At 60.4% G+C, this 23,066-nt stretch carries 18 protein-coding genes and 3 tRNA genes; 14 read left to right on the top strand and 7 right to left on the bottom strand.

All coding sequences use genetic code 11. The features are described from left to right. The first annotated feature begins 1 nt into the window (after position 1). The 6 genes from ACT5M9_RS18005 to ACT5M9_RS17980 all read left to right on the top strand — a co-directional run bounded on the left by ACT5M9_RS18005 (position 2) and on the right by ACT5M9_RS17980 (position 7,170). Positions 2–424 (top strand): tail fiber assembly protein, encoded by a 423-nt coding sequence (locus ACT5M9_RS18005; RefSeq protein ID WP_457979951.1) that lies wholly within the window; start codon positions 2–4, stop codon positions 422–424. Then, on the top strand, positions 421–1,302 hold the full coding sequence (locus ACT5M9_RS18000) for a hypothetical protein (protein ID WP_457979953.1): 882 nt from the start codon (positions 421–423) through the stop codon (positions 1,300–1,302). Before ACT5M9_RS18005 ends, ACT5M9_RS18000 begins: the two co-directional genes overlap by 4 nt. After that, the gene (locus ACT5M9_RS17995; RefSeq protein WP_126880540.1) at positions 1,299–1,850 is read left to right on the top strand and encodes a baseplate complex protein; all 552 of its coding nucleotides are present in this window, start codon (positions 1,299–1,301) and stop codon (positions 1,848–1,850) included. The genes ACT5M9_RS18000 and ACT5M9_RS17995 overlap by 4 nt, the downstream gene beginning before the upstream one ends. Further along, entirely contained in the window at positions 1,847–3,460 is a 1,614-nt protein-coding gene (locus tag ACT5M9_RS17990; RefSeq protein WP_457979955.1) for a hypothetical protein, read from the top strand. Before ACT5M9_RS17995 ends, ACT5M9_RS17990 begins: the two co-directional genes overlap by 4 nt. Before the next feature lie 8 nt (positions 3,461–3,468). After that, positions 3,469–4,167 carry a phage virion morphogenesis protein gene (locus ACT5M9_RS17985; protein ID WP_457979957.1) on the top strand — a complete coding sequence of 233 codons (699 nt, stop codon included), beginning with the start codon at positions 3,469–3,471 and terminating at the stop codon, positions 4,165–4,167. Positions 4,168–4,908: 741 nt separating this feature from the next. Further along, a complete protein-coding gene (locus ACT5M9_RS17980; protein WP_457979959.1) occupies positions 4,909–7,170 on the top strand; it encodes a KAP family P-loop NTPase fold protein in 2,262 nt (753 codons plus the stop codon). A gap of 464 nt (positions 7,171–7,634) precedes the next feature. Here the strand turns inward: ACT5M9_RS17980 and ACT5M9_RS17975 are convergent, their stop codons facing one another. Further along, positions 7,635–7,835 carry a YbfA family protein gene (locus tag ACT5M9_RS17975; RefSeq protein WP_438550096.1) on the bottom strand — a complete coding sequence of 67 codons (201 nt, stop codon included), beginning with the start codon at positions 7,833–7,835 and terminating at the stop codon, positions 7,635–7,637. Positions 7,836–8,050: 215 nt separating this feature from the next. On the opposite strand from ACT5M9_RS17975, the gene ACT5M9_RS17970 reads away from it, so the two are divergent. Continuing rightward, positions 8,051–8,338 carry a hypothetical protein gene (locus ACT5M9_RS17970; protein ID WP_438550097.1) on the top strand — a complete coding sequence of 96 codons (288 nt, stop codon included), beginning with the start codon at positions 8,051–8,053 and terminating at the stop codon, positions 8,336–8,338. 58 nt (positions 8,339–8,396) lie between these two features. On the opposite strand, the gene ACT5M9_RS17965 is transcribed toward ACT5M9_RS17970, so the two are convergent. Together ACT5M9_RS17965 and ACT5M9_RS17960 are read right to left on the bottom strand one after the other, a co-directional pair. Beyond that, positions 8,397–8,470 (bottom strand) — tRNA-Cys (locus ACT5M9_RS17965). Between the two features lie 56 nt (positions 8,471–8,526). After that, positions 8,527–8,602: transfer RNA gene (locus tag ACT5M9_RS17960), tRNA-Gly, on the bottom strand. Between the two features lie 248 nt (positions 8,603–8,850). Between ACT5M9_RS17960 and ACT5M9_RS17955 the strand changes: the two genes are divergently transcribed. Then, on the top strand, positions 8,851–12,288 hold the full coding sequence (locus tag ACT5M9_RS17955; RefSeq protein ID WP_457979961.1) for an ATP-binding protein: 3,438 nt from the start codon (positions 8,851–8,853) through the stop codon (positions 12,286–12,288). 82 nt (positions 12,289–12,370) lie between these two features. Here the strand turns inward: ACT5M9_RS17955 and ACT5M9_RS17950 are convergent, their stop codons facing one another. Beyond that, a complete protein-coding gene (locus tag ACT5M9_RS17950; RefSeq protein ID WP_457979963.1) occupies positions 12,371–13,423 on the bottom strand; it encodes an alpha/beta hydrolase in 1,053 nt (350 codons plus the stop codon). Positions 13,424–13,524: 101 nt separating this feature from the next. After that, the gene (locus tag ACT5M9_RS17945; RefSeq protein ID WP_457979965.1) at positions 13,525–15,648 is read right to left on the bottom strand and encodes a TonB-dependent siderophore receptor; all 2,124 of its coding nucleotides are present in this window, start codon (positions 15,646–15,648) and stop codon (positions 13,525–13,527) included. Positions 15,649–15,827: 179 nt separating this feature from the next. Here ACT5M9_RS17945 and ACT5M9_RS17940 point away from each other — a divergent pair, with 179 nt between their 5' ends. Then, positions 15,828–16,772 carry a helix-turn-helix transcriptional regulator gene (locus ACT5M9_RS17940; protein ID WP_457979967.1) on the top strand — a complete coding sequence of 315 codons (945 nt, stop codon included), beginning with the start codon at positions 15,828–15,830 and terminating at the stop codon, positions 16,770–16,772. A gap of 286 nt (positions 16,773–17,058) precedes the next feature. Here ACT5M9_RS17940 and ACT5M9_RS17935 read toward each other — a convergent pair whose 3' ends face one another. Beyond that, on the bottom strand, positions 17,059–17,982 hold the full coding sequence (locus tag ACT5M9_RS17935; RefSeq protein WP_457979968.1) for a LysR family transcriptional regulator: 924 nt from the start codon (positions 17,980–17,982) through the stop codon (positions 17,059–17,061). 125 nt (positions 17,983–18,107) lie between these two features. Here ACT5M9_RS17935 and ACT5M9_RS17930 point away from each other — a divergent pair, with 125 nt between their 5' ends. From ACT5M9_RS17930 to ACT5M9_RS17920, 3 genes are all read left to right on the top strand, one after another. Further along, on the top strand, positions 18,108–19,025 hold the full coding sequence (locus tag ACT5M9_RS17930; protein ID WP_457979970.1) for an alpha/beta hydrolase: 918 nt from the start codon (positions 18,108–18,110) through the stop codon (positions 19,023–19,025). 46 nt (positions 19,026–19,071) lie between these two features. Continuing rightward, positions 19,072–20,001: an alpha/beta hydrolase gene (locus tag ACT5M9_RS17925; protein WP_457979972.1), complete on the top strand. Its 930-nt coding sequence runs from the start codon at positions 19,072–19,074 to the stop codon at positions 19,999–20,001. A gap of 254 nt (positions 20,002–20,255) precedes the next feature. Then, the gene (locus ACT5M9_RS17920; protein ID WP_457979974.1) at positions 20,256–20,507 is read left to right on the top strand and encodes a hypothetical protein; all 252 of its coding nucleotides are present in this window, start codon (positions 20,256–20,258) and stop codon (positions 20,505–20,507) included. Positions 20,508–20,665: 158 nt separating this feature from the next. Here the strand turns inward: ACT5M9_RS17920 and ACT5M9_RS17915 are convergent. Further along, positions 20,666–20,755: transfer RNA gene (locus ACT5M9_RS17915), tRNA-Ser, on the bottom strand. A gap of 369 nt (positions 20,756–21,124) precedes the next feature. Here ACT5M9_RS17915 and ACT5M9_RS17910 point away from each other — a divergent pair. Together ACT5M9_RS17910 and ACT5M9_RS17905 are read left to right on the top strand one after the other, a co-directional pair. After that, the gene (locus ACT5M9_RS17910) at positions 21,125–22,060 is read left to right on the top strand and encodes a L,D-transpeptidase family protein (RefSeq protein WP_438550106.1); all 936 of its coding nucleotides are present in this window, start codon (positions 21,125–21,127) and stop codon (positions 22,058–22,060) included. Continuing rightward, complete coding sequence (locus ACT5M9_RS17905; protein ID WP_457979976.1) at positions 22,057–23,049, top strand: DUF481 domain-containing protein; 993 nt, start codon at positions 22,057–22,059, stop codon at positions 23,047–23,049. The genes ACT5M9_RS17910 and ACT5M9_RS17905 overlap by 4 nt, the downstream gene beginning before the upstream one ends. Positions 23,050–23,066 lie beyond the last annotated feature (17 nt).

Below are 23,066 nucleotides of genomic sequence, written 5' to 3'. Positions count from 1 at the left end.
CATGACTATTGAAATTATCCAGGCGCGCACTGTTACCGCAGATCAGGGGCGAGACAGCGAACTGAACATGGAGGTGCTCTTTGCCCACCTGCCAGCGTTCGTCCCTTTCACTGCACGGCGAGACGACATCGAGCCCCATGGCCGAGAACTCTACAGCCGGGCCATGTTTGGTGAGTTTGGTCCAATCGAGGAGATCCCCCTGCCGCTCCCCACCGAGGTTGAGCAGCAAGACCGCCTGAATGACAAGCTGAAACAGGCAGCCGCAGCCATGGCACCACTGGAGGATGCCGAGAAGCTTGGCATCATCAGCGAGGTCGAACGCGAACAGCTCACCACCTGGCAGCGCTACCGGGTCGCCCTCTACCGCTTGCCGCAAAGCAGCGGCTGGCCCGTCGAAGTCACTTGGCCAGAGGCCCCGCAATGAGTTGGACACAAAGCCAGCTGACCTGGCCCGCCAGTGCCGCCGGTCTGCACTCCCGCGCCCAGGGCGTGCTGGGTCAGATCCCGGACACCCAAGACAGCGCCATGGTGCGCCTGCAGGAGCTGGCCGATCGCGCCCAGTACCGGCGCCACCCGCTCAGTGATGCAGCCGCCGCACTGGCCGGCCTGCGCAGCGAGCTCGACCGCCTGCTGGTCACCGGCCGTTGCCTGACCGTCACCCCCTACCAGCACGGGGTCGGCCAACAGCAGGGCCAGCAGTTCAGCCTGGCCGCCCCCAATGCAGTGGCCACCCTGGCCGCCAAGCTGCAGGACGGGGCCGACCCACGCCTGCCCAGCGGGCAGCTGCATGCCATCGCCTGGCTGGTCGCCGGCAACAGCGCCGACGCGCTGGCCCGCCAGTTGGCCATCCTCTGCGCCCTGCTACCGTTGCCCGAGTGGTGCGCGGTCCTTCGCCGCCTCACCGCCAACAACGACCCCATGAACCAACCCACCGCGGCCAAGGTGCCACGCTGGCGCGCCGATGAGCCACTGAGCTGGGCCCCGCTGCGCCCTGCTCGCCTGGCGCTGGGGGCAGAGCTGGCCCAGCTGGAGAGCCTGGCCCGGGACAGTCAGACCCCGATTGCCAAGCTGCAAGGGCTGGCGACACGCCGCACCGCTCGCCTGGCACAACTCGCCGAGGCCTTGGCCGCGCTGGGTACCCTCTCCGGCACGCTCTGGCATTGGCAAGGCCAGGGGGATGCAGCCAGCCTTGCCACTCAGCTTGGGCAGAGTTCCCCACCGGACCACAGCCAGAGCATGACGGTCGCGGCCCTGCTGCTCTCCCCGTCCCCGCTCACCTTCTGGCAGGAGTTAACCCCATGAGCCAAGCCATGCTGACCCTCGATGGCGAGCCCATCATCATGAAGTCGATGCGCGTCTCCGCATCGATGCAGTTTCAGGACAAGGACCAGAGCGGGCAGACCAGCTCGACCAGCAGCGCCGAGCAGGGCGCCAAGGCCAAGGAGCTCGACGTCTCCGGCCTTATCCCGTTCAAGGATGAGCAGATGCTGAGTCGGCTGTTTGAGCTGGCCGATGCCAAGGGCAATGGCGGCAAGCGCCACGTCTACCGGGTCGGATCGCTGCTCGCCAAGTCGGTAAAAGTACGCCAAGCCAAGTTTGCCGGCCGCATCACCGCCAGCGAACAGGAGGGGCTGCTGGCCTGGCAGGTGCAGTTCACCTTGAAGGAATTCAACTCGGTACCGGAGAAGCGCGAAGCCCGTCTACCTGGTAGCCCCGCCAATCTAGGCAAAGGCTCCACCGGCACCACGGCAGCCAAGGGCGGCCAGGGCCAAAGCGGCGATGAGAAGCTATCCAAAGGGGAGGCATTCTTTAAGAAACTGGACGACAAACTGGGGGATGTCCTGGCATGAAGCTGACCACCCGTCTGACCATCAATGATCAACCGGCTCACCTGGTCGAGCACGACATCATGCTGGATCTCAACGCTGGCGGCCGGGCAGCTCTGACCGCCCAGGCCAAGGTGCAAAAAGGCCAACCGATCACCATTGATGTGGGTTACAACAACGAGCTGCGCCGCTGGTTCACCGGTTACGTGTTCGACGTGCAGCCGGCAGCCGCGGGCTCTGTGCAACTGCTCTGCCGAGAGCTGGCGGGCATCCTGGCCGGTCGCCTCCCCATCAGCATGCAGCATGCCACCTTGCGCAACCTGCTGGCCTGGCTCAGCACCGAGACCGGTCTGGTGTTCATGCTGCCAGCCGCGGCTGACTATGCAGACCGGCCGCTCCCCAACTTCACCAGCGCCGGCACCGGTTACCAATTGCTGGAGCACGCCGGCCGCGCCTTCGAGATACCCGACTTTGTCTGGTACCAGCAACCGGATGGCGACATCTTTGTCGGCAGCCACGCCGATTGCCGTTGGCATGGTCGGGAGGTGGAGATTGACTCGGCCTGGACCGCCCGCCAGGCGGGCAACCTCATCACCCTGTCACCGGTGCCAGCCATGCGCCCCGGGGCGACCGTCAACGGCAAGCGGGTTACCCGGGTGCGGCTCAAAGGGGATGAAATGACCCTGACCACCGTCACCCCGGGCAAAGTCAGCAAGTCGCTGGAGCGGCGCAAGATAGAGGGGGAGTTCCCAGAGCTCGCCGACAAGATGCACCTGCCCAAGTTCGGGCGGGTCGAGGCCATCAGCGACCAGGCCAGCGCCGGCCAGCTCAATGACCCCTTTCGCCCCCGCTATGCGGTGGATGTGCAACTGCTGGGCGAGGATGGCCAACCCGACAAGGCCGCCCCGCTATATCGCGCAGTCCCGCTGCCGGTCATGTTCGGCGGACCTGAGCAGGGGCTGCTGCAGTTCCCCCTTGAGGGCTCCCTGGTTGAGCTCGGGTTTGCCTTCGGACGAGCTGACCGGCCCTTTATCCGCACCGTACTCGGTAGTGGCTGGCCCCTGCCGGACATCGCCCCGGGTGAACAACTGCAGCAGCAACGGGCAGAGGTGTTCAGCCGCACCGACACCGTGGGCAACATGAACCGCCACACCGACCGGCGCCTGCACGACCGTACCCTGCAGATGCACCACCAGAGTGACGACTACCTGGGAGAACATGGCCAGCATCGCCTGCAGGTGGCCCAGCACAGCATCGAGGAGGTGGGCGGGTTCAAGCTCATCGAGGCGCTGGGCGCCATCGAGCTGCTGGCCGGCGACGATCTCACCCTGGCGAGTCTGGGCAATCTGAGCCAGACCACTGCGGGGGACCTGGTCGAGGTGGTGGGACAACTGCGCCGCTCTGTTGCCGGCGAGCTGCATCACCTGGAAGCGCCCCGTTCGTGGATGGGGACTGAGGGCGTGAACATCTTCCGGCTGCTGCTGCAGTTGATGAACGTGGTGGAGCAGCTGGCCACTGCCACCGCCAGCCACACCCACGGCAGTGGGCCAGCCCCTGGTAACAGCGAGACCATGACCGGACATGGCCAACAAGCCAAGCAGTTGGCCAGCCAGCTCTCCCCCATCATCGAATAGGGACACTCATGATCTCACTGACTCTAAATCAAGGCGCGATGCGCCACCTGCTGGAACGCCTGGACGCAGTCTCTCTGCCGCCGGCGAAACGCCGGCGCATCACCCAGCAGATAGGCCGCGAGGTGGCCAAGGTGAACCGCCAGCGCATCAGAGCCGGTAAGGCCCCTGATGGCACAAAGTGGGCGCCAACCAAGAGCAAACGCAAGCACAAGCGGCTTACAGGCCTCTCCAAGCGTCTGCGCTCTCGCGGAACCGAAGACGCGGCCATCATCGACTTTGACTCCCGCTTTGCGGGGATGATCGCCAACCAGCAGCATCAGGGGATGTCACAGTCATTCACGGCAGCGCCACCCAAGCCATCACAACCGAGGAAATCAGAGCGGGGCAAGAAGAAGGAGCCGTTCAAACCAACGGATAGCCCTTGCACCCGCAGCCAGGCGCAGCGCCTGCGTGCGCTGGGGTACAAGGTGCTGTCAGATCGGGGCGCTCGCCGCCGCTACCGCAAACCCTCCCTCAAGTGGATACGGGAACATGTAAGTGTTACCCGGGCTGCCATCCTGATCAGGACCACCACCGGAGAAACCAGGAATAACCGTTGGACAGTAGAGACCCCCGCCCGCCCCATGTTGCCCCAGGCAAACAACGACGAACTGCTGGCTATCGCCGCCAAGGCATTCAAGAAGATGGGATGGGGCGCCGACCAGTAACGCACCGACCATCACACCGCACACGACAGCGACGCACCAGCGTCGCTTTTTTGTGGCCAGCCCCCGGCCCTGCTGCCCAGGCGCGACGGAGGAAACACGCCGCTCACGGAATCCGCACTCCTCCCCCCCCACCTTCGCGGTAAAAATGTGGCGTTTTTTGCACAAATAAAATGGTGCAAATCCATCATCTAACCCGTGCCATGGCTGGGTTCTTGGGGGAGTTCCAGAATTTCACAAAACGTCATTCGATGATCGTTTTGGGGATGTTTGATCACCCCCCTTAGGCGGCGAGAAAAACATAACTTATTGAAAATAAAAAGATAGCGATTACTTTCCGTGAGGATCTGGGGTGGCGTGGTGGATCTGGTGCGACCACAAGAGGAAAGCGGGAAAGCCTTATGGCGCAAGGTTTGGCGGGCAGTTCTGGCAAGGATCCGGAATTTCACGAGTGATCAATCTGAAGATCTCGAATGACAGCTAAAAGAACATGTGTTACGAAGCAAAATATCCCCTAGTTACAGCTCACATAAATATGTAGCACTCCCTCAAACCCACTGCCCGTCATGTTGCCGCCCTGCGCCACTGGCTGGCCACCCTAGTTCAGGCAACTCTCCCTGAAATGTGTGATGATGCCAAGTAGATTGCAGTCTTTATGGGCATAAATGCTGCGATGTTTGGGAGCAAGACGTAGCTCTATCAAAGTCCGCAGATGCGGACAAGAAAGACTAGAGGAAAAACAACATGGAAGATTTACGGTTTGCCGATGATCGGCCAATCGTCAAGCACGAGCAGGACCTTCTTGGCCGATCAGAATTTGCCAAGACCTTGGCTGAAGCCATAGCCAGCTGGAAAGGCCAGGAAAGTCTGGTAATTGCGTTGATGGGTGTCTGGGGGAGCGGCAAGAGTTCGATCAAGAACCTAGTTATTGAGGACTTCAAGAGTCTCCCCAAGCATGACGTCATCGAATTCAACCCGTGGGAGTGGGCAGGTCAAGAGAAACTCAGCGCGACTTTTTTCGATGAAGTATCTTTGGCTATTCAGCGAGAGGACAAAAGCAAGGAAGGCAAGCAGCTTGCTAAAGCACTGCGCCGGTATGGACGGCGGATTAACAGTGGAGCGGCAATAATCGATGGTATGGCTAAATACCTGCCAATTTTGCTCGGGTCCTCGTTGGTTGCGAGCTATATCAGTAATTGGATGACCCACCCCATTGGGCAGATTGTATTTCATTACGCTAGTGTCTTCTCAGCAATAGCAGCCCTCCCAACTGTGCTCAAAAAGGTTGCCGATTTTCTACAAAACTGGGCCGACAACACAGATAAGACAGCTAAGGACAACGAGCTCACCCTGAGCGAGATACGAAGCGAAATATCCTCACTGTTGGCCCAGAGACAGCACCCGTTGCTGATCGTGATGGATGACATTGATCGCCTAGCATCGGATCAATTGAAATCGCTGTTCCAGCTGATAAAGGGAAATATGCAATTTCCCAACGTGGTGTTTCTTGTACTGTTCCAGCGCGATGTTGTTGAGGAGGGACTCCAGCGGGCTGGTTTCAACGGAGCCGAGTACCTGGAGAAAATTATCCAGGTGCCTTTCAGTGTCCCAGCCTTTTCCGCGTCAAGCCTAGAGACTGTATTGATACAACGTCTGAACTCAATCCTAACCGATGAGCCGCAATTGGCCACACACTTCGACTCAAACTATTGGACGCTTGTCTATCGTAATGGGCTAAAGCCGTTTTTTCATAACTTGCGGGATGTTTACCGCTATACCTCCACACTCAAATTCCACTGCCTATTGCTTCGGGGTAGGCTCGTAGCAGAGATCAATGCAGTAGATTTGTTTGCCCTGGAGTGCTTACGGGTTTTCGCTCCGTCCAGCTATGAGGCAATAGCGCAAAGTAAAGAGTTGCTTATCGGCAGCCGGTTCGCCATGCCCCAAACGCCAGGTGAAAAGGAACGCATTATTGGGCTGATACAACAGATGGTTCTGCGAGCACCACTGGAGTATCAAGCGGGAACTGAGCAGACGCTGAAAACTCTGTTTCCCAATTTGGATTGGGTATTCAAGAACACCACGTACTGCGGCGCCACGCAGATGCGTTGGGTACGCGAATCCAGAGTGTGCTGCAGTAATTTCTTTGACCGCTACTTTGAATTAAGGTTACCGACTGGAGATGTTTCCAATTCACTACTTCATTCCCTCGTCCACACACTGACCGATACATCGCAATTTTTCGCCTTATTTAGTGATTGTAGTGGGACACAACAGAGCGCAATTTTAGACCGATTGGAATCTAGAGTAGAGGATTTTCCGCTTGACCAGTCTGAGGCCGTTGTCAAAACTTTGCTGATGGTTGGTGAAATTGTGGATCAAAACAACTTACCTAAAACACTCGTATCTGCACCAGCCCAGACGTTTTGCATACTACTGTCCTTTTTGCGACGCCACGCAGAACCCCGTGCGCGTAGCGAACTTCTGTCATGTGCCTTCGGTCAGGTCAAAGGATTTGCTGTGCTCGAGTATATTTTGATGACAGAGTCTTCTGCCCGGGAAAAGTCGAATCCGATTGATCTAGATGACGCTGGCTTTGAAGAGCTAAAACAAGCATTTACTGAATCACTGCTGGCGTACGCTGACCAAGATCCCGACGTGTTTCTCGCACATTGGAATTTCACTTCTTATGCGTTCCGACTGAATCATTTCGCAGATGGTGAAGGGAAAAAGTGGACCAATCGGCATGTCACGACAATGGAGCGATTTCTTCTGCTAGCTCGTTCGTTCGTGAACGAAGGAACGTCCTATGGTGGAGGGGTTGCATCCAGCTTTTACTACGTTCGTGCAGCGATGATCGATGATTTGTTTGGAATCGCAGCATGCAAAAAATGGCTTGCACAGCTCGACCATTCCGCGCTGATCGGACCTGAAAAACAAGCAATTGAACTTGTCGAGGATGCCATCGGAAAGCACGAAAGTGGTGAGAAATCGCCATATGATTGACGTTTATTCATGGATACATAGGTAATAAGGAAATTACTATCAATATCCATTGATAGTTTTATAAAAGCTAAAGAAAGCCAGAGCCGCTGGTCTAAATCGGAGAAAAAATGGCCTTAAGAACCTACGAATATTTCATTTGCTCTAATGGGCACCATGGTGTTGAAAAAACAACAGAGAATGACCAACCCTACTCTGGAGAGTGGGAAAAAATAGTTATCACTGGAATGGTGACCACGGTAGCAGGTGGAAAGAGCAGCTACCGCTGCGATGTATGTGGTGAACTTATGTCCTCAACAGACAGCCCCAAGCCGTAGCAAAAGCTAATGACAAAACTTGGGCTTTCACTCTTTATTATCTCAATGCGGCCAAGATGTGGACACATAAGCAAACAATTACTTATTTTACATGCACTTATGACAACAAAAAAGAGAGCCTAGGCTCTCTTTTTTTATTCGCGGCGGAGATCAGTAGAAGATCCGATCCGCCTTCTCGCTCATCTTGAGCCACACCGGTTTGGTGCTGGTCTTGTTCCAGATGCGGTGCAGGTAGCTGTAGAAGCGAGCGCGATCGCTGCGAAACAGCATCACCGGGAAGGCCAGCACGCCCACCAGCAACACCAGGATGCGACGAAGGATTATCTGAGTCAGAGAGAAGGGATGAAACATGATACGGCACCTCACTGGTAAGACCACTGAGCAAAGATTACTCCACAAATTGTAGGATTACTACACCATGATGCCCATTTTTTTGTGAAAAAGTGACCTTTCCAGGGATAAATGAAAGTCGGTTACATTCATTAACCTAAATACAACAAGAGTGGCAAAAGGCCGTGTCTGGATCAGAGTTAAGGGATGAGAGTAAAGGCAAAGGGGACAGGGGTATGAAACTGGCAGAAGTAGCGATCCTGGGGGTGCTGGGTCTGCTGATCTGGGCCCAGTGGCAGGAGTGGGAACTCAATCGCAATGACACCATCGAACTCGCCTATCATGGCGCCCCCAATGTCAGTCTGTGGCAATGCGGTCAGCTGAAGCAGAAGATGGGGCAGTTGAGCGAGCATTCCGCCGAGATGCAGTACCAGTTTCGCGGTCAGGCCCTCGCCGATCTGGAGCGTTATCTGCAAAAGGAGTGGCGGCTACAGGGGTGCGATCAGTTGATCACGGATCAGTGAGCGCTGCGATGAGCAGAGACCAGGTGATCTGGATAATAAGATGAGAGTAACGAGAAGATGGAGGCACGTTCCGGAGTCGAACCGGACTAAACGGATTTGCAATCCGCTGCATAACCGCTTTGCTAACGCGCCATGCTGCAAGACAAGCGTCTTGAGTGTGATGCTCATGCTTGGTGAACATGAGAAATTGGAGCGGGAAACGAGACTCGAACTCGCGACCCCGACCTTGGCAAGGTCGTGCTCTACCAACTGAGCTATTCCCGCTTTATTGCCTGATGCCAGTTGCCTGACAACGAGGCGCATTATACGTACCCCGAGCCTGGGCACAACCCTTTTTTGTGAGTTTCAGCGCTTTTGCCGACTGTTTGCTCAGGCTTTAAACGGCTTGCTCGAAAATCCTTCCAATCCTTGTGATCTGGCAGGCGAATCCAGGATAAAGTCATTGAAATAATTAGCCTTTAATCAGAAACTCGACTCGCTTAGTAACTGGATTCTCAATTGAAAATCACAAAATGAAATGGACCTTCAGGCCTCGTGGGCTCAGACCGCAGCTGATGCTGGCGTTTTTCATGCTGGCCATGGTGCCCTTTCTGGTCATTACCCTCTTCTTCCTCTATAGCCACGGCAAGGATCTCACCACCCAGACCTCCAACCATCTGGTCTCGGTGCGCAACATCAAGAAGAGCCAGCTGGAGGACTACTTCGGCAACCTGCAGGAGCAGATCACCAACTTCTCCCAGCAAGACTTCGCCGGCGACAGCATCGGCCGCTTCTACGGCTTCACCGGCGCCTTCGAGAAGCTGGGCACCACACCCCAGAGTGCCCGTGCCCGCGCCCAGGCCCGCTATGTGCCGGGCTCCTGGGACAAGCTCCAGCAACCGGACAGCAAGCTGGTCATCGAGCCCTCCATCAGCGCCCTCATCCTGGCGGACGAGATGTATGGCCGGGTTCACCAGCGTTTCCACCGCGGCTATGCCGACATGGTGCGCAAGAGCAACTACAGCGACATCTTCTTGGTGGATCTCAACGGGGACGTGGTCTATTCCGTCACCAAGCAACCCAACTTCGCCACCAACCTGCTCTCCGGCCCCTATCAGGCGAGCGGGCTCGGCAACACCTTCGCCAAGGTCAAGCGCCGCCTCGACGGCGGCCAGAAACCGCGACAGATCTTCGAGTTCACCGACTTTGGCCGCAACGAGCTGACCGGCCAGGTGGTCGCCTACCTGGCCGCCCCCGTCATGCAGTACGACGACGTGCGCGGCGTGGTCATCTTCGAGCTGCTGCCGGACAAGCTGAACCAGATCATGGCGGAGCGGGAGGGGCTCGGGAAAACCGGTGAGACCATCCTCATCGGCCCGGACAAGCGGATGCGGGCCGATGCCTGGCTGGCCCCGGAATTCAGCGTGGAGAACAGCTTCAGCCCGAACTTCAGGCCGTTGCAGACCCCCCTCATCCTCAAGGCGCTCTCCGGCGAGCAGGGGGTGGGCCCCTTCCTCTCCTACCACGATGACGAGGTACTGGCCGCCTATACCCAGGTCAAGGTGTTTGACACCGAATGGGCCTTCATCGCCGAGATCTCCACCAGCGAGGCTTACTCCCCCATTCGCCAGCTGGAAACCCTGGTGATCCTGCTGGGGGCCGCCTCCCTGTTGCTGCTGATCCTGTTCTCCCGCTGGCTCTCCCACTCCATCACGGCGCCCCTGCGATCCCTCACCGCCGCCGCCGAGCAGGTGGCCGATGGCGCCCTGGATCACCCCATCCAGATCCCCCGTACCGACGACGACATAGACCGCCTGGCCCAGGCGTTTCGTCACATGCAGCGCTCGGTGAAGGACAAGATAGAGCTGATCGAACGCCAGACCCAGGAGCTGCAACAACAGGTCAAGCTGACCCACAGGCAGAACCAGAGCCTGCAACAGGCGGACAAACTCAAGGATGAGCTGCTCGCCAACACCTCCCACGAGCTGCGCACCCCCATCCACGGCATCAAGGGGATGGCGGAGTCCATGCTCGCCAGCCAGCAGAGCCTGACAGAGGGCCAGCAGAAGCAGCTCGGCCTCATCATCAAGAGCGCCGACGGCCTGGCCCGGCTGGTGGACGATCTGCTCGACTACCACCAGATGCGCTACGGCCAGCTGGAGATCCACCCCCAGCCCGTCTCCTCCAAGGGGGTCATCCGGCTGGTGCTGGATCTCTGCCAGCACCTGGTGCAGGCCAAGCCCCTCACCCTGGTGGACATCAGCCCGGCCGAGCTGCCCCCCGTGCTGGCGGACGAGCAGCGTCTCGAGCAGGTGCTCTACAACCTGGTGGGCAACGCCATCAAGTACACCCCCCAGGGCAAGGTGGTACTGAGCGCCCAGGTGGATGGCCACTTCCTGCGCATCAAGGTAACCGACACCGGCATCGGTATCCCCAGAGAGCATCTGGAACACATCTTCGAGCCTCTGGTGCAGATGAACCCGGAACTCGGCAAGCAGGGGGCAGGTCTCGGCCTCTCCATCACCCGCCAGCTGGTGCACCTCATGGGGGGAGAGCTCAGCGTGGAGAGCGAGCCGAGCGTCGGCTCCACCTTCGCCTTCACCCTGCCCCTTGCCAGCGGCAAGGCGGGCAACCTGACCCTGGACAGCCGCCAGATAGAGCATCAGCTGGTGCGCCAGCAGCCGCTGATCCTGCCGGACTGGGAGAGCGACGATCTGCCTATCCCCCCCGCCGATGCGCCCCTTATCCTGGTGGTGGACGACGAGCCCATCAACCTGCACATCTTGCGCCACCTGCTGCAGCCCTGCGGCTATCGCATCCTGCCGAGCAGCGACGGCCACGACGCCCTCGCCAAGCTGGCCCAGGAGCCGGTCGCCCTCATCCTGCTGGATGTGATGATGCCGACCCTGTCCGGCTTCGACGTCTGCCGCCGCCTGCGGGAACAGCATCCCAAGGATCAGCTGCCGGTGCTGCTGCTCACCGCCCTCAACCAGCCGAAGGATATCGAGGAAGGCTTCAACGCCGGGGCCAACGACTACCTGGTCAAGCCGTTCTGCAAGGAGGAGCTGTTTGCCCGGGTCAAGGCCCTGCTGGAGGCAAGCGCCGGCCGCGCCTCCCTGGTGGAGAACCGCCTGCTCAAGCAGGAGATAGAGCATCGCCTGCGCCTGCAGGGTCAGCTGCACCAAGATCAGGAGCGGCTGCTGGCCCTGCTCGGGGAGGGTGCCGATCCCATGGTCTTCATCGACCCCCAGGGCACGGTACTGTTCGCCTCAAGGGTGCTGGCGCGGCTGCTCGGCCAGGAGCCGGAAGCCATGGAGGGGTTGCCTCTCGACGAGTGGCTGGCCGCCCCCCTGGCCCGCCAATGGCCCGATCTGGATGGGCAGCGGGAGCAGACTCTGAACTTCCTGGTGGCCGGGCAGAAAGATGAGCTAAACGCCCGCGCCCTGCCCATCAGCCTCGGCGGCCAGAGCGCCTACGCCCTCACCCTGAGCCTGGATGCGAGCCCGGACGACAACAGGGTGATGGCGCTGGAGAACGCCCTCAAGAGTCTCTCCCGCCAGGCCATCATCGAGGATGGCCAACTGCTGGGTGAGCTCAGCCGGCTCGGCGGCGAATTCAGATCCCTGGCCGACAACCTCATCCGCCAGCAGGATGACGAGCCCCTGCGCCGGGCCCTGGTGGACACCATGCACCTCACCCTGGACGCCTGGCAGCAGAGCACCGGCAAGGGCAAGATAGTGCTGGCGGAGAAGAGCAAGCTGTGGCGCGTCTACATGGACAGATCCAGCCCCCAGACCCGCACCCTCGACAAATACCTGAGCCTGGATACCCTGCCCAAGGCGCCGCGCTGGAAGACGGTGGTGGCGAGCGCCGAGTACGTGCTCAAGCAGTGCCCCCTGAACGAGACCCAGCGCCAGAGCCTGCACCAGAGCACCCAGCTGCTGCGCCAGCTCGCGGGCCGCAAAGGGTGATCCCCAAGGCCCTTGCCCGGCTCATCCCATAAAAAAGCGCGCCTGTCTGGGCGCGCTTCCTTCAGTCTGATCCCCTGCCCTCTCAGTGGCCTTCTTGCTGATCATAGTAGTGCTCGAGCAGGGCGCTGGCCTCTGCCGGTGAGATGTCCATCTGCGGCCAACGGGTGGCCTTGTCCCGGATATCCTCCAGCCCCCCCTTCTCGGGGCGCAGTGCACTGCCGAGCCGGTGGTTCAGGGCATCGTAGCGCCCTATGACTTCTTGCCGGTTGAAGACACCCGGGGTCAAGTCCAGCCGGTAGCCCTGGAACAACCACTGCAACCCCTGATAGACCGCCAGGTGGTAGACGCTGTGGTGATCCTCCTCCTCGAAGTAGCGGTTGGTGACATGCAGGTGCTGGCCGGGCTTGGCTGTCACGCCCTGGGCAAGCTGGCGCAGGTGATCCCGATGAAACTCGGAGCGCCCGAAGCCCGGCGTATAGGGGTTGTTGGCCACAGCGATAAACAGGGAGGCGGCGTGCTTGAGGGGCTGGGTCAGGGCCCGCTCGATGCGCTGGTAGTTGTGGGGGTAGTCAAACCAGAGGCTGGCATCGACCGAGAGATAACCCTGAAACTGGCCTTCGTCTCTTGCCACCGTGTCCAGGGTCAGCAGGCCCCCGAGTGAGTGGCCCACCAGCAGGGCCGGTGAGGCGGTGCGATAGCGGCCCTCGATGAGGGGGCGCAGCTCCTTGGTCAGGTACTGCATGAAGGCAGGGCCTCCCCCAGTCTTGGCGTAGCCGGGGCCCGCCGGCGCTCCGTTGGGCAAGGCCATGGTGTGGCTCGGGGTATAGTCACGCATCCGGTCCGTGTTGTGCACCGCCACTATGATGAGGGGCGGGATCGCCGGATTCAGCCCGGCCCGCAGCGCCTGGGTGATGCCGGCGACCTCCAGCAGGAACTTCTCCCCGTCGAGCAGATAGAGCACCGGGAAATCCTGGTCCGGCTGCTTATCATAACCGTCCGGCAGGTAGACGCTGTATTGCCGGGTTTCGTTGAGCAGTGCCGAGTGATGGCTGAAGCCCTCGGCGTAGTGGAGCAGGTCTGCCTGGGCAGAAGAGAGACTGAGCATGGTGAATAGTATCGCGATGAGTCTGTTCATAAGGTGAGTCACTGCCTGGCGGCAAGGATGTACCGCTGGCGCCTTGTATGGATGGCACGGGAAACAACAACAGGGCCGGCGGGCCCTGTTGTTGTCTGTCGTTACAGCTTGTAGGTGAAACCTGCCATCAGGTTGGCCGGTTCGCCATACATGTTGAAGGTACTGGTCGAGCCGACCCGATAGAAGTACTCCCGATCGAAGAGGTTGTAGACGTTCAGGGTCGCCTGCATCCTGTCGTTGATGTCATAGCGCACCGCCGCATCGAACAGGGCATAGCCCCCCTGATGGGTCTCTACCCCCTTCTGGTTGAAGGAGTAGTCGCTCACCGCCGTCATCCCCGCCCCCAGATGCAGTCCTTGCACCCAGTCCGCCAGGTGGTAGTCGGTCCAAAAGGAGAGGGAGTGGCGCGGGATGGCATCGAATTTCGGGTTGTGATCCCCGGACTTCTCCTCGATGTCGGTGAAGGTATAACCCGTCATCACCATCCAGTTCTGGCTGAGGTAACCGGTCGCCTCCAGCTCCACCCCCTGGGTATCCACCTTGCCGGTGGCCCAATAGGTGTTGGTGATGGCGATGCCCTGATCGTCATAGGCCTGGGCGGCGATGTTGCTGTCCTTCATCAGGAAGACGGTCGCCCGGGTGTTGAGCAGGCCATCCTGCAAGGAGGACTTGATGCCGGTCTCCCACTGGCTGCCCTCCCGCGGCTTGAGCATGTTGCCGCTCTCGTCCTGGCTGGTCTGGGGCTTGAACACCTGGGAGTAGCTGGCGTAGAGCGCATGCTCGTCGGTCAGGTCATAGACGGCCCCGGCATAGGGGGTGAACTTGCCGTTGAACTCGCCGGATTCACTGCTCTGAGCGCCGGAGCTCAGGGTGGTGCTGACGGTGTCCAGATCGTACCAGGAGACGCGGGCCCCGGTGATCACAGCGAGAGGTTCCAGCAGGCGCCAGGTGACCTTGCCATAGAGGCCGAGCTCGGACTGCTCCTCGTGATCGTTCTTGGTGTAGCTGTAGGTCGGCTTGGCGACCGTGGTCGGATCGAAGTTGAAGACGTTGATCTTGCCGATGTTGCGGTTGGTGTAGGTCTGGATGTCGGACTCGTAGCGCTTGTAGTCGGAGCCCAGCACGAACTCGCTCTTGTGACCGAGCAGACCAAACATCTGGCTGTAGTTGGCATCAAACGCCATGTTTTTCTGCTGGTTCGCCTGGCCATTAAACATCAGCCCGGTATTGCCCGCCGCGTCCACGGGACCGTTGGTGAAGGTCTGCTCCAGGCGCATGTCGTGGTCCATGTAACGGGCCGAGATCTGGCCCACACCACCGTTGACGAAGGCATGCTGCAGGTTGGTCCCCACATCCGTGGTGTCGGCGTCGAAGAAGTCTTCATCCGACCCCAGGTAGGTGCTGCGGCCGATGTCGAGCATGGTGCCGTCTTTATAGGCCGGCAGGCCGTTGGTGGGCAGTATGTCCTTGGTCTGATGCAGGGCGTAGACGGAGAGCAGGGTGCGATCGGAGAGATCGAACTCCAGGGTGCCGTAATAGGTGCCGTTGTCGTTGTTGTTGTAGTCGACCTGGTTCTTGATGTCGGCGTTGGCCACCACGGCGCGACCACGAACCGACCCCTCCTCGTTCAGCGCGCCCCCCAGATCCGCCTCCAGATAGTGCCTGTCCCAGCTGCCGTAACGGGCTGTGACAGATCCCTTGAAGGCATCGGTCGGACGCTTGAGCACCATGTTGATGACGCCTCCCAGCTCGCTGGTGCTGTTGAACAGGCCGGAGGGGCCGCGCATGATCTCCACCCGGTCCACGGCGGCCAGGGACGGCAGGGTGCCGAACTTGCTCTGCATGGGGGACGGCAGGCCGTTGAGGTTCACCTCATCGTACTCATAGCCGCGGGAGAAGATGGAGGAGCGGCCGCTGTCGTTGACCATGGTGCGCAGGCCCGGGGTGTATTTGGCGAGATCGTCCACTGCGACGAAGTTGCGCTCCTCGATGTAGTCGTTGGTCAGCACGGTGATCGACTGGGGGATGTCTTTGAGGGCCGCCGGGGTCTTGGTCCCGACCATGGCCGAGTCGACGCTGTAGCCCCCGGTCTCCTCCGACGGCGCCATCCCGTAGAGCGGGTTGCCGTAGACGACGACGGTTTCATCCGCCTTGATATTCGCAGTCTCCGCCCAGGCGGGGGAAGCAGCGGTGACAGCCAGAGCGGCAGAGACGGCCAAAGCCAACGGGCTTGGCGCTTTATCCTTAAAGACGACCATAGTGAGAGTGACCCCTGAACATAGATGATAATGATTTTCATTTGATTTTTAGGGGGCTAATATAGCATCCAAGGCACCGCAGTAGTTTTGCGGTCTGGTCATTTAATACTTCGTAATGGTCAAAGTTTCAGATGGTCGACGTCAACATGACTGACTCAGTGGTGAGAGACACCAAGGTTCGTAAACGGGGGCTGTTTACCGGCAGGGTGGAGAACCTGATGATCCAGGACGGCATCCTGTTTCACAACAAGGACATAGTGCACAAGGCCGACTTCGCCACCGAGCGGGAGCTGCCGCCCCAGCTGATCATCGCCCTCCCCCTCGAGAGCAAGGCACTGATGACCTATGGCGCCACCCATCGCCTGCGGGGCTGTCGCTTTCACAAGTCCGATCCCATCCTTGCCACCGCCATCCTCTATCGCCAGCCCGACAGGGTGCAGGGGGCGGCCAAGGCCCATGTGCGCAGCCGCAGCATAGTGCTCTCCCTCAGCCTACCCTGGCTGGAGCAGCATCTGGATGGCAGACAGCGCGCCGCGTTCGATCGCATCTTCAACCACCATCTGAGCCGTTTCGACTGGTCCCTGCCCCCTCATCTTGGCCAGATCGCGGAGGCCCTGAACCTCACCAGCAGCCAGAATACCCCCGAGATGCTGATGCGGGAGGCGTTCGCCCTCACCCTCTGGGAGAGCCTGATGGCCAACCTCCGGCAGACGGCCCAAGTCTCGGGCCTCAGGCATAGCGAGCAGCCGACCCGGCTGAAGATGTTGCTGATGGATGAGAGGGTGGACGAGATGGCCCTCGCCGACATCGCCGATGCCCTCGGCATGAGCGTCTCCACCCTGCAGCGGGCGGCCAAGAAGGAGCTGGGCATGAGCCTGCAGCGCTACCTGCGCGAGCGCAAGTTGCAGGAGGCCAAGGTGAAGCTCGAGGAGCATGGCCTCTCCCTGCAAGAGGCCGCCGAGCTCGCGGGATACACCCATTTCGCCAACTTCATCACCGCATTTCGCAAGCTGTTTGGCTTCTCGCCAAAGCAGCTCGTCCGCCAAGCCCGGGGAGACGGCCCCCAGGGGGCGACAACGTCCGATCACTAGCTGGAACCCCAGGGACATCGTGGCTACCGAGGACCTCTGGACGTCGTTGGCACCTTGGTTGGATGCTGTGATGAGAGTCGACAGCCTGAGTGAAACGTCACTCAGACCTGCCCGGGCCCTGCCCATGTGTATCTGATACACTCGGCGCCCCCCTGTCTGGGCAGGTCTTGTAACAGGCGGCCGCATCCCTTGCTTGCCAGATCCCATACTGCGCAGTGTCTCATCGCCCCGGGCAACCTTGAGTCGATGTCGCTGTCTCCCCTTAGCGCCGAGCACTCGGTGCCGTCTACTTGGCGATCGACTCGCGCTTTTCCACCAGAAAGTCCATCAGGGCACGGATCTTGGCGGGCATCTGAGCCCGCGACGGCACATAGAGGTAGAACCCCGGAAAGGGGGGGCACCAGGGGGCGAGTACCCGTACCAGTGACCCATCACTCAGGTGCTGGCGCACCCGCAGATCCAGATGCTTGACCAGACCGACCCCCTGCAAGGCAGCCTGCAACATGCTGTCGTCGTCATTGAATACGGCGTTGCCCTGGGGATCGAAAATCTGGGTGTGCCGATCCTCATCGGGGGAAGTGAAAGCCCAGCGGTCTATGGTGTTGCTGGAGGTAAAGCGGTAGGCCAGGCAGTTGTGCCTGGTGAGATCGTTCGGGGTCTGCGGCATGCCATGCTGCCTGAAATAGTCGGGGGCGCCGACGATGGCCATGGTCAGGGGTGGGGTGATGGGCACCGCCACCACATGCTCATCCAGGCTCTCCCCCAGACGAATGCCGGCATCCATCCCGTCGGCGATGATGTTGGAGAAACCGTCCGCCATCACCAGCTCCAGCCGCAATTTCGGATAGCGCGCCAGAAACGCCCCCATATGCGGCTCGATCAGCAGCCGTGCGGCGATGCGCGAGCTGTTGATGCGAATAAGGCCCGAGGGCTCGAGCTGGGAGTCATTGAGCTCGCTCACCACCCGCTCGATGGCCGTGAGCGAGGGCTGCAGCACGTCCAGCAGGCGCTGCCCCTCCTCCGTCAGAGACATGTCCCGGGTGGTGCGGTTGAGCAGTCGCACGTTCAAGTGCTGCTCCAACCCTTTCAGATGCTGGGAGAGGGCGGCCCGCGTCACCCCCATCTCGGTGGCGGCCTTGGTGAAGCTGCAGTGGCGTGCGATGTGGGCAAACCAGGTCAATGAAGCGACGAGTGAGGGTTCTATGGGCATTTGTTTAGCCTGGCTAATCAGTCATGTCTTGATAGGTGCGTATATCTAGCTCAATAGACTTACTACTATTAGCTCGAACTCGCGTCAACCACTGATGAGCACTGAATCTAACGGAGAGCCCGACCATGTCCCATGTCACCTTCCCCAATCGCAACGGCCAAGGCATCACCCTGGCCGCCATCCTTCACCTCCCGCCGCACTTCGATGAGCGCAAGCAGTACCCGGCGGTCGTGGTCTCCCACCCCGGCGGCGGCGTGAAGGAGCAGACCGCGGGTCTGTACGCCAGCAAGCTGGCCGAGCAGGGGCTAATCGCCATCGCCTTTGACCGCTCCTATCAGGGGGAGAGCTCGGGCGAGCCGCGTCAGCTGGAGAATCCCCATACCAGCACCGAGGACGTCAGCGCCGTGGTGGACTACCTGACCACGCTACCTTATATCGATCAGAACAGGATCGGGGCCATGGGCATCTGCGCCGGCGCCGGCTACAGCGCCAATGCCGCCATCCAGGATCGCCGCATCAAGGCGCTCGGCATGGTCAGCGCGGTGAACATCGGCCAGATGTTCCGCAATGGCTGGGACAACAGCGTCAAGGATGCCGATGCCATGGGGTATCTGGAGTTCGGCTCCCAGGCGCGCACCACGGATGCGGCTGGCAGCGGCTATGCCACCATCCCGTTGGCGCCCCTTCGCGAAGAGGATGCCCCCAACGAGGAGCTGCGCGAAGCCTGGGAGTATTACCACACCCCACGCTGCGAACACCCCAACGCGCCGGGCTTTGCCCTGACCCGCAACCTGAACCAGATCATCACCTACGACGCCTATCACAAGGCGGAGGCCTTCCTGACCCAGCCTATCCTGGCGGTAGTTGGCAGCCGGGCCGGCAGCAAGTGGATGAGCGAGGATCTGCTGGCGCGCGCCGCGAGCCGTGACAAGACCCTGCATGTCGTGGAGGGGGCCAACCACATGTCCCTCTACGACGAGCCCCGCTATGTCGATGAAGCCGTCGCCCAGCTGGCCCCCTTCTTCCTGCGGACCCTGAACTAATCAGCCAGGGGGATCGTCCCCCTCTCAACTATCGAGAAGCATCATTATGAATACCATATTGAACGTGACCTATCAGAACCTGGGCTGGCAGACGGCAGCAGATCTCTACTTGCCGCCCGACTTCGATGCGCAGCTGCGCTATCCGGCCATCGTCAGCACCCACCCCATCGGCAGTTGCAAGGAGCAGACCGCCGGCAACATCTACGCCAAGGGGCTGGCAGAGGCGGGGTTCGTGGTCCTTGTCCACGACGCCAGCTTCCAGGGCGCCAGCGGCGGCGAGCCACGCTTTATCGAGGATCCGGCCATTCGGGTCTCCGATATCCGCTTCGCGGTGGACTACCTGCAATCCCTGCCCTATGTGGATGCGGATCGCATCGGTGCCATCGGCGTGTGCGGTGGCGGCGCCTACACCATACATGCGGGCATCACGGATCATCGCCTCAAGGCGCTGGTCTCCATCACAGGGGTCAACTATGGCCGCCTGATCCGCGAAGGCTTCGCCCAGTTCAAACCCCGTGAGCTGGCCCAGGGCATCGCCCGGATGCGCACGGCGCAGGCACAAGGGGGCGCCACTGAGCCCGCCGATCTGCTGCCAGAGTCAGTGGCGGCGGCCAAGGCGGCAGGCATCACCGACATCGACGTGCTGGAGGCCACCGAGTACTACAAGACGGCACGCGGCCAGCAGCCTCACGGCGCGACCCGCCAGCTGATGGCCTTCACCGGCGCCGCCATGGGATGGGATGCCTTCCTCCATGCGGAGGTGCTGCTGACCCAGCCGCTGATGGTGGTCATCGGCGACAAGGCGGGGGGCTTTGGCGCCTATCGGGATGGCTGGGAGATCTATGGCCGCGCCGCCTCCACCGACAAGCACATTGTCGTGGCCGAAGGCTGGTCCCACTACGATCTCTACGACAGACCCGAGCCGGTGGCTATCGCCATGGCAAGCCTCGTGCCCTTCTTCCAACGCACCCTGTGATCCCGCGGTGGGGCATCCCCCATCCACTCAAGCGAGGTAAACCTATATGCGAAACATGCTGATCCTCGGCGCAAGCGGCCAGATAGCGCAGTGGGTCATCAGAGGCTTGGCTGGGCACGATGAGATCCGCCAGACCCTGCTGCGGCGCGCCCCCAGGACGCTGAGCGGGACAGAGCCCGCCAACGCCAGGGTCGTGATAGGCAGCGTGCTGGAAGGCCTTCGTCGAGCACAACCGCTTCGATGGCACAGAGGTGGTGCTGTTCCACACCTACAACAGCCGCTTCGGCGAGGAGCATATTGCGGCCCTGAGGGACAAGATGATGGCCCGTGACACCTGGTCCTTCACCCATCACCATGTGCTGCGGGAGCGCATGACCCGGCAACTCACATCCGGGCAGATGCCGGAGGCCATCGATGAGTGGCGGCCCGAGGACAAGCCTCGATCGCCGGCGCTGACGACCGGATTACTGTCCCACCGTGGACTGATGGCGGTCGTGACATCGTGACAAGGGTTTGGCGACTTGGCCCCCCCCCCCACCACCTCCCCTATCGACGCAGTCACTCTTCTCTCAACAAGGGGTCGAGAGGAAGGACAACATAGGTATGGGCTGGCATGGGCCGGAAATGACAAACCCGCGACGGACGCGGGCTTGAAGGGAATAAATGGCGGAGAGACAGGGATTCGAACCCTGGGTGGCATTGCTGCCACAATTGATTTCGAGTCAATCCCGTTCGGCCACTCCGGCATCTCTCCACGGGCCCTCATATTGGCCCAACCCTGTGCGGGAAATCAACGTAAATATCGTTGCAGATCAGACGACTGGCGATTAAACAGGCAGCGACGCATTCACCCCGTCCAATGTGACCATCACGCCTGGCTTTGCCAGGTGTTGTCTTCTCACTCCCTCGTCACCCTCTTTGATCCTCCCTCGCCCAAACAGGGCGACGGGAAGGGCCCGCCCTCTGATAACAGGGAGATGAGAGGGATCGGATGACGGGAGCAGGCCACAACCCCCTGTTCCCCCTCGGCGGCAAGGCTGGTAATCCCCGGATGATTGGTTAACAATTCCCGCTCATTTTTGGGGAGGGACATGTCCCTCAAGAGATACAGATAGGAAAAACCATGTTGTACACACGTATCGCCTCACTGTTGCTGGTGGCTGCCAGCCTCTGGGCCGCGCCGGTCTGGTCCAAAACCTATCCTCTCCCACCGGCTGACAGCCGCCTCATCGGCGAGCTGGAAGATTACATAGTACAAGAAGGCGATCATCTGGAGCTCATCGGCAAGCACACCCAGATAGGCTTCTTGGCGCTGCTCGAGGCAAATCCCGGGATAGACCCCTATCTGCCCACCCCGGGTACCCGGTTGACCCTGCCGACCCAGATGCTGCTGCCCGACGTGCCCCGGGAGGGCATAGTCATCAACCTGCCGGAGCTGCGCCTCTACTACTTCCCCAAGGGCAAGCAGGAGGTGATGGTGCTGCCCATCGGCATCGGTGACATCGGCCGCGAGACACCGGAGATGACGACCACAGTCATCGCCAAGAATCCGAACCCGACCTGGGTGCCCGGCCCCATGGTGCGCAAGTCCTGGCTGGAGCAGAAAGGCATCGACCTGCCCGCCGTGGTGCCCCCGGGCCCGGACAACCCCCTCGGCAAGTTCGCCATGCGCCTCGGCTATGGCAACAAGGATTACCTCATCCACGGCACCAACAAGGACTTCGGGGTGGGCCTGAGGGTCAGTGCGGGCTGCATTCGCCTGCGCCCCGACGACATCGAGACCCTGTTCGAGCTAGTGCCTGTCGGCACCCCGGTGCGGGTGATCAACCAGCCGGTCAAGATGGCGGTGGAGCCGGATGGACGACGCTGGATGGAGGTGCACTCCCCGCTCTCGCGCACCGAGCAGGAGCTCAACGATGGCGCCCCCCTTATCCTCTCCGCCGAGGCCGAGCAGTTCATCGCCGCCCCCGAGGTGGATAGCGTGCGGGTGATGACCTTGCTCGATGACAAGAACGGGCTGCCCCAGCCCGTCGGCGGCGAAGTGCTGACGTCCATATGAGGGTGACCCAATACGGGCTCTGTCTGCTTGTCCTGCTCGTCACCTCACAGGCACGCGCCGACATCCTCTGGATGCACAACGGCGATCGCCTGACCGGCACCATAGAGGAGATAGGCGACGACGAGGTAATCATCAAGCTGCCCTATAGCCAGACCCTGACGGTGCGTCGTGATGCCATCAAACGCTGGCGCCTGGACAAGCAGGAGCAGCCCAAGCCCCTGACCAAGACGGGGATCACCCTGCTGGACTCACCGGACGAGGTGAACGCCTGGCTCTGGACCGGCACGGCGGATCTGAACGTCAAGTTGAAGGAGAGCACCAAGAAGACCAACAACATCAATCTCAAGGCCTCCACCGAGGTGGCGAACCTGGATTGGCGTTACACCCTGGATGGGGAGTACATCTACGAGACCTCGAACAGCGTCACCGACAGCCACGAGTACAGGCTCAGCCCCAAGCTGGACTTCTTCTTCGATGCCAACTGGTTCCTGCGATCCTCCGTCGAGGCCGAGTATGACATGCTCGATACCAACTATCTGAACCTGAGCTATGCCACCGGGCCCGGCTATCGCTTCTGGAATGACAAGCGACGGCGGTTGGAGCTGATCGCCCAGCTCGGCCTGCAGCGGGCCTACTTCACCCCGGATGAGTGGGAGTATTCAGACTTGTTCGACGAGCGCATCATCAACTACCCCGTGGTCAACCTGGGATGGGACTATCGCCAGCCCCTCTCCCTCTGGCAGCAGCGCTTCGAGTTGTTCAGCAAGGGCAGCTACGAGAAGTTCATCGATCAGCCCTCCCCCTATCTCACCCGCAACCAGACCGTCAACGGCAACCTGGGGCTGAGGTATTACTTCAACGATCACCTGCGCCTCTCCTGGTCGAGCGAGCTGAGCTGGGATGACAGCTGGCTCGACTATGGCGGCGGGCGGGAGAGCCTGGGAGACAAGGAGTGGCGCCATACCGTCACCCTGGGGGCCAGCTTCTAGCGCGGCTCTTGTCCATG

Source organism: Aeromonas sp. AE23HZ002T15, from assembly GCF_054165525.2.
This window is presented reverse-complemented; position numbering and strand designations above follow the sequence as displayed.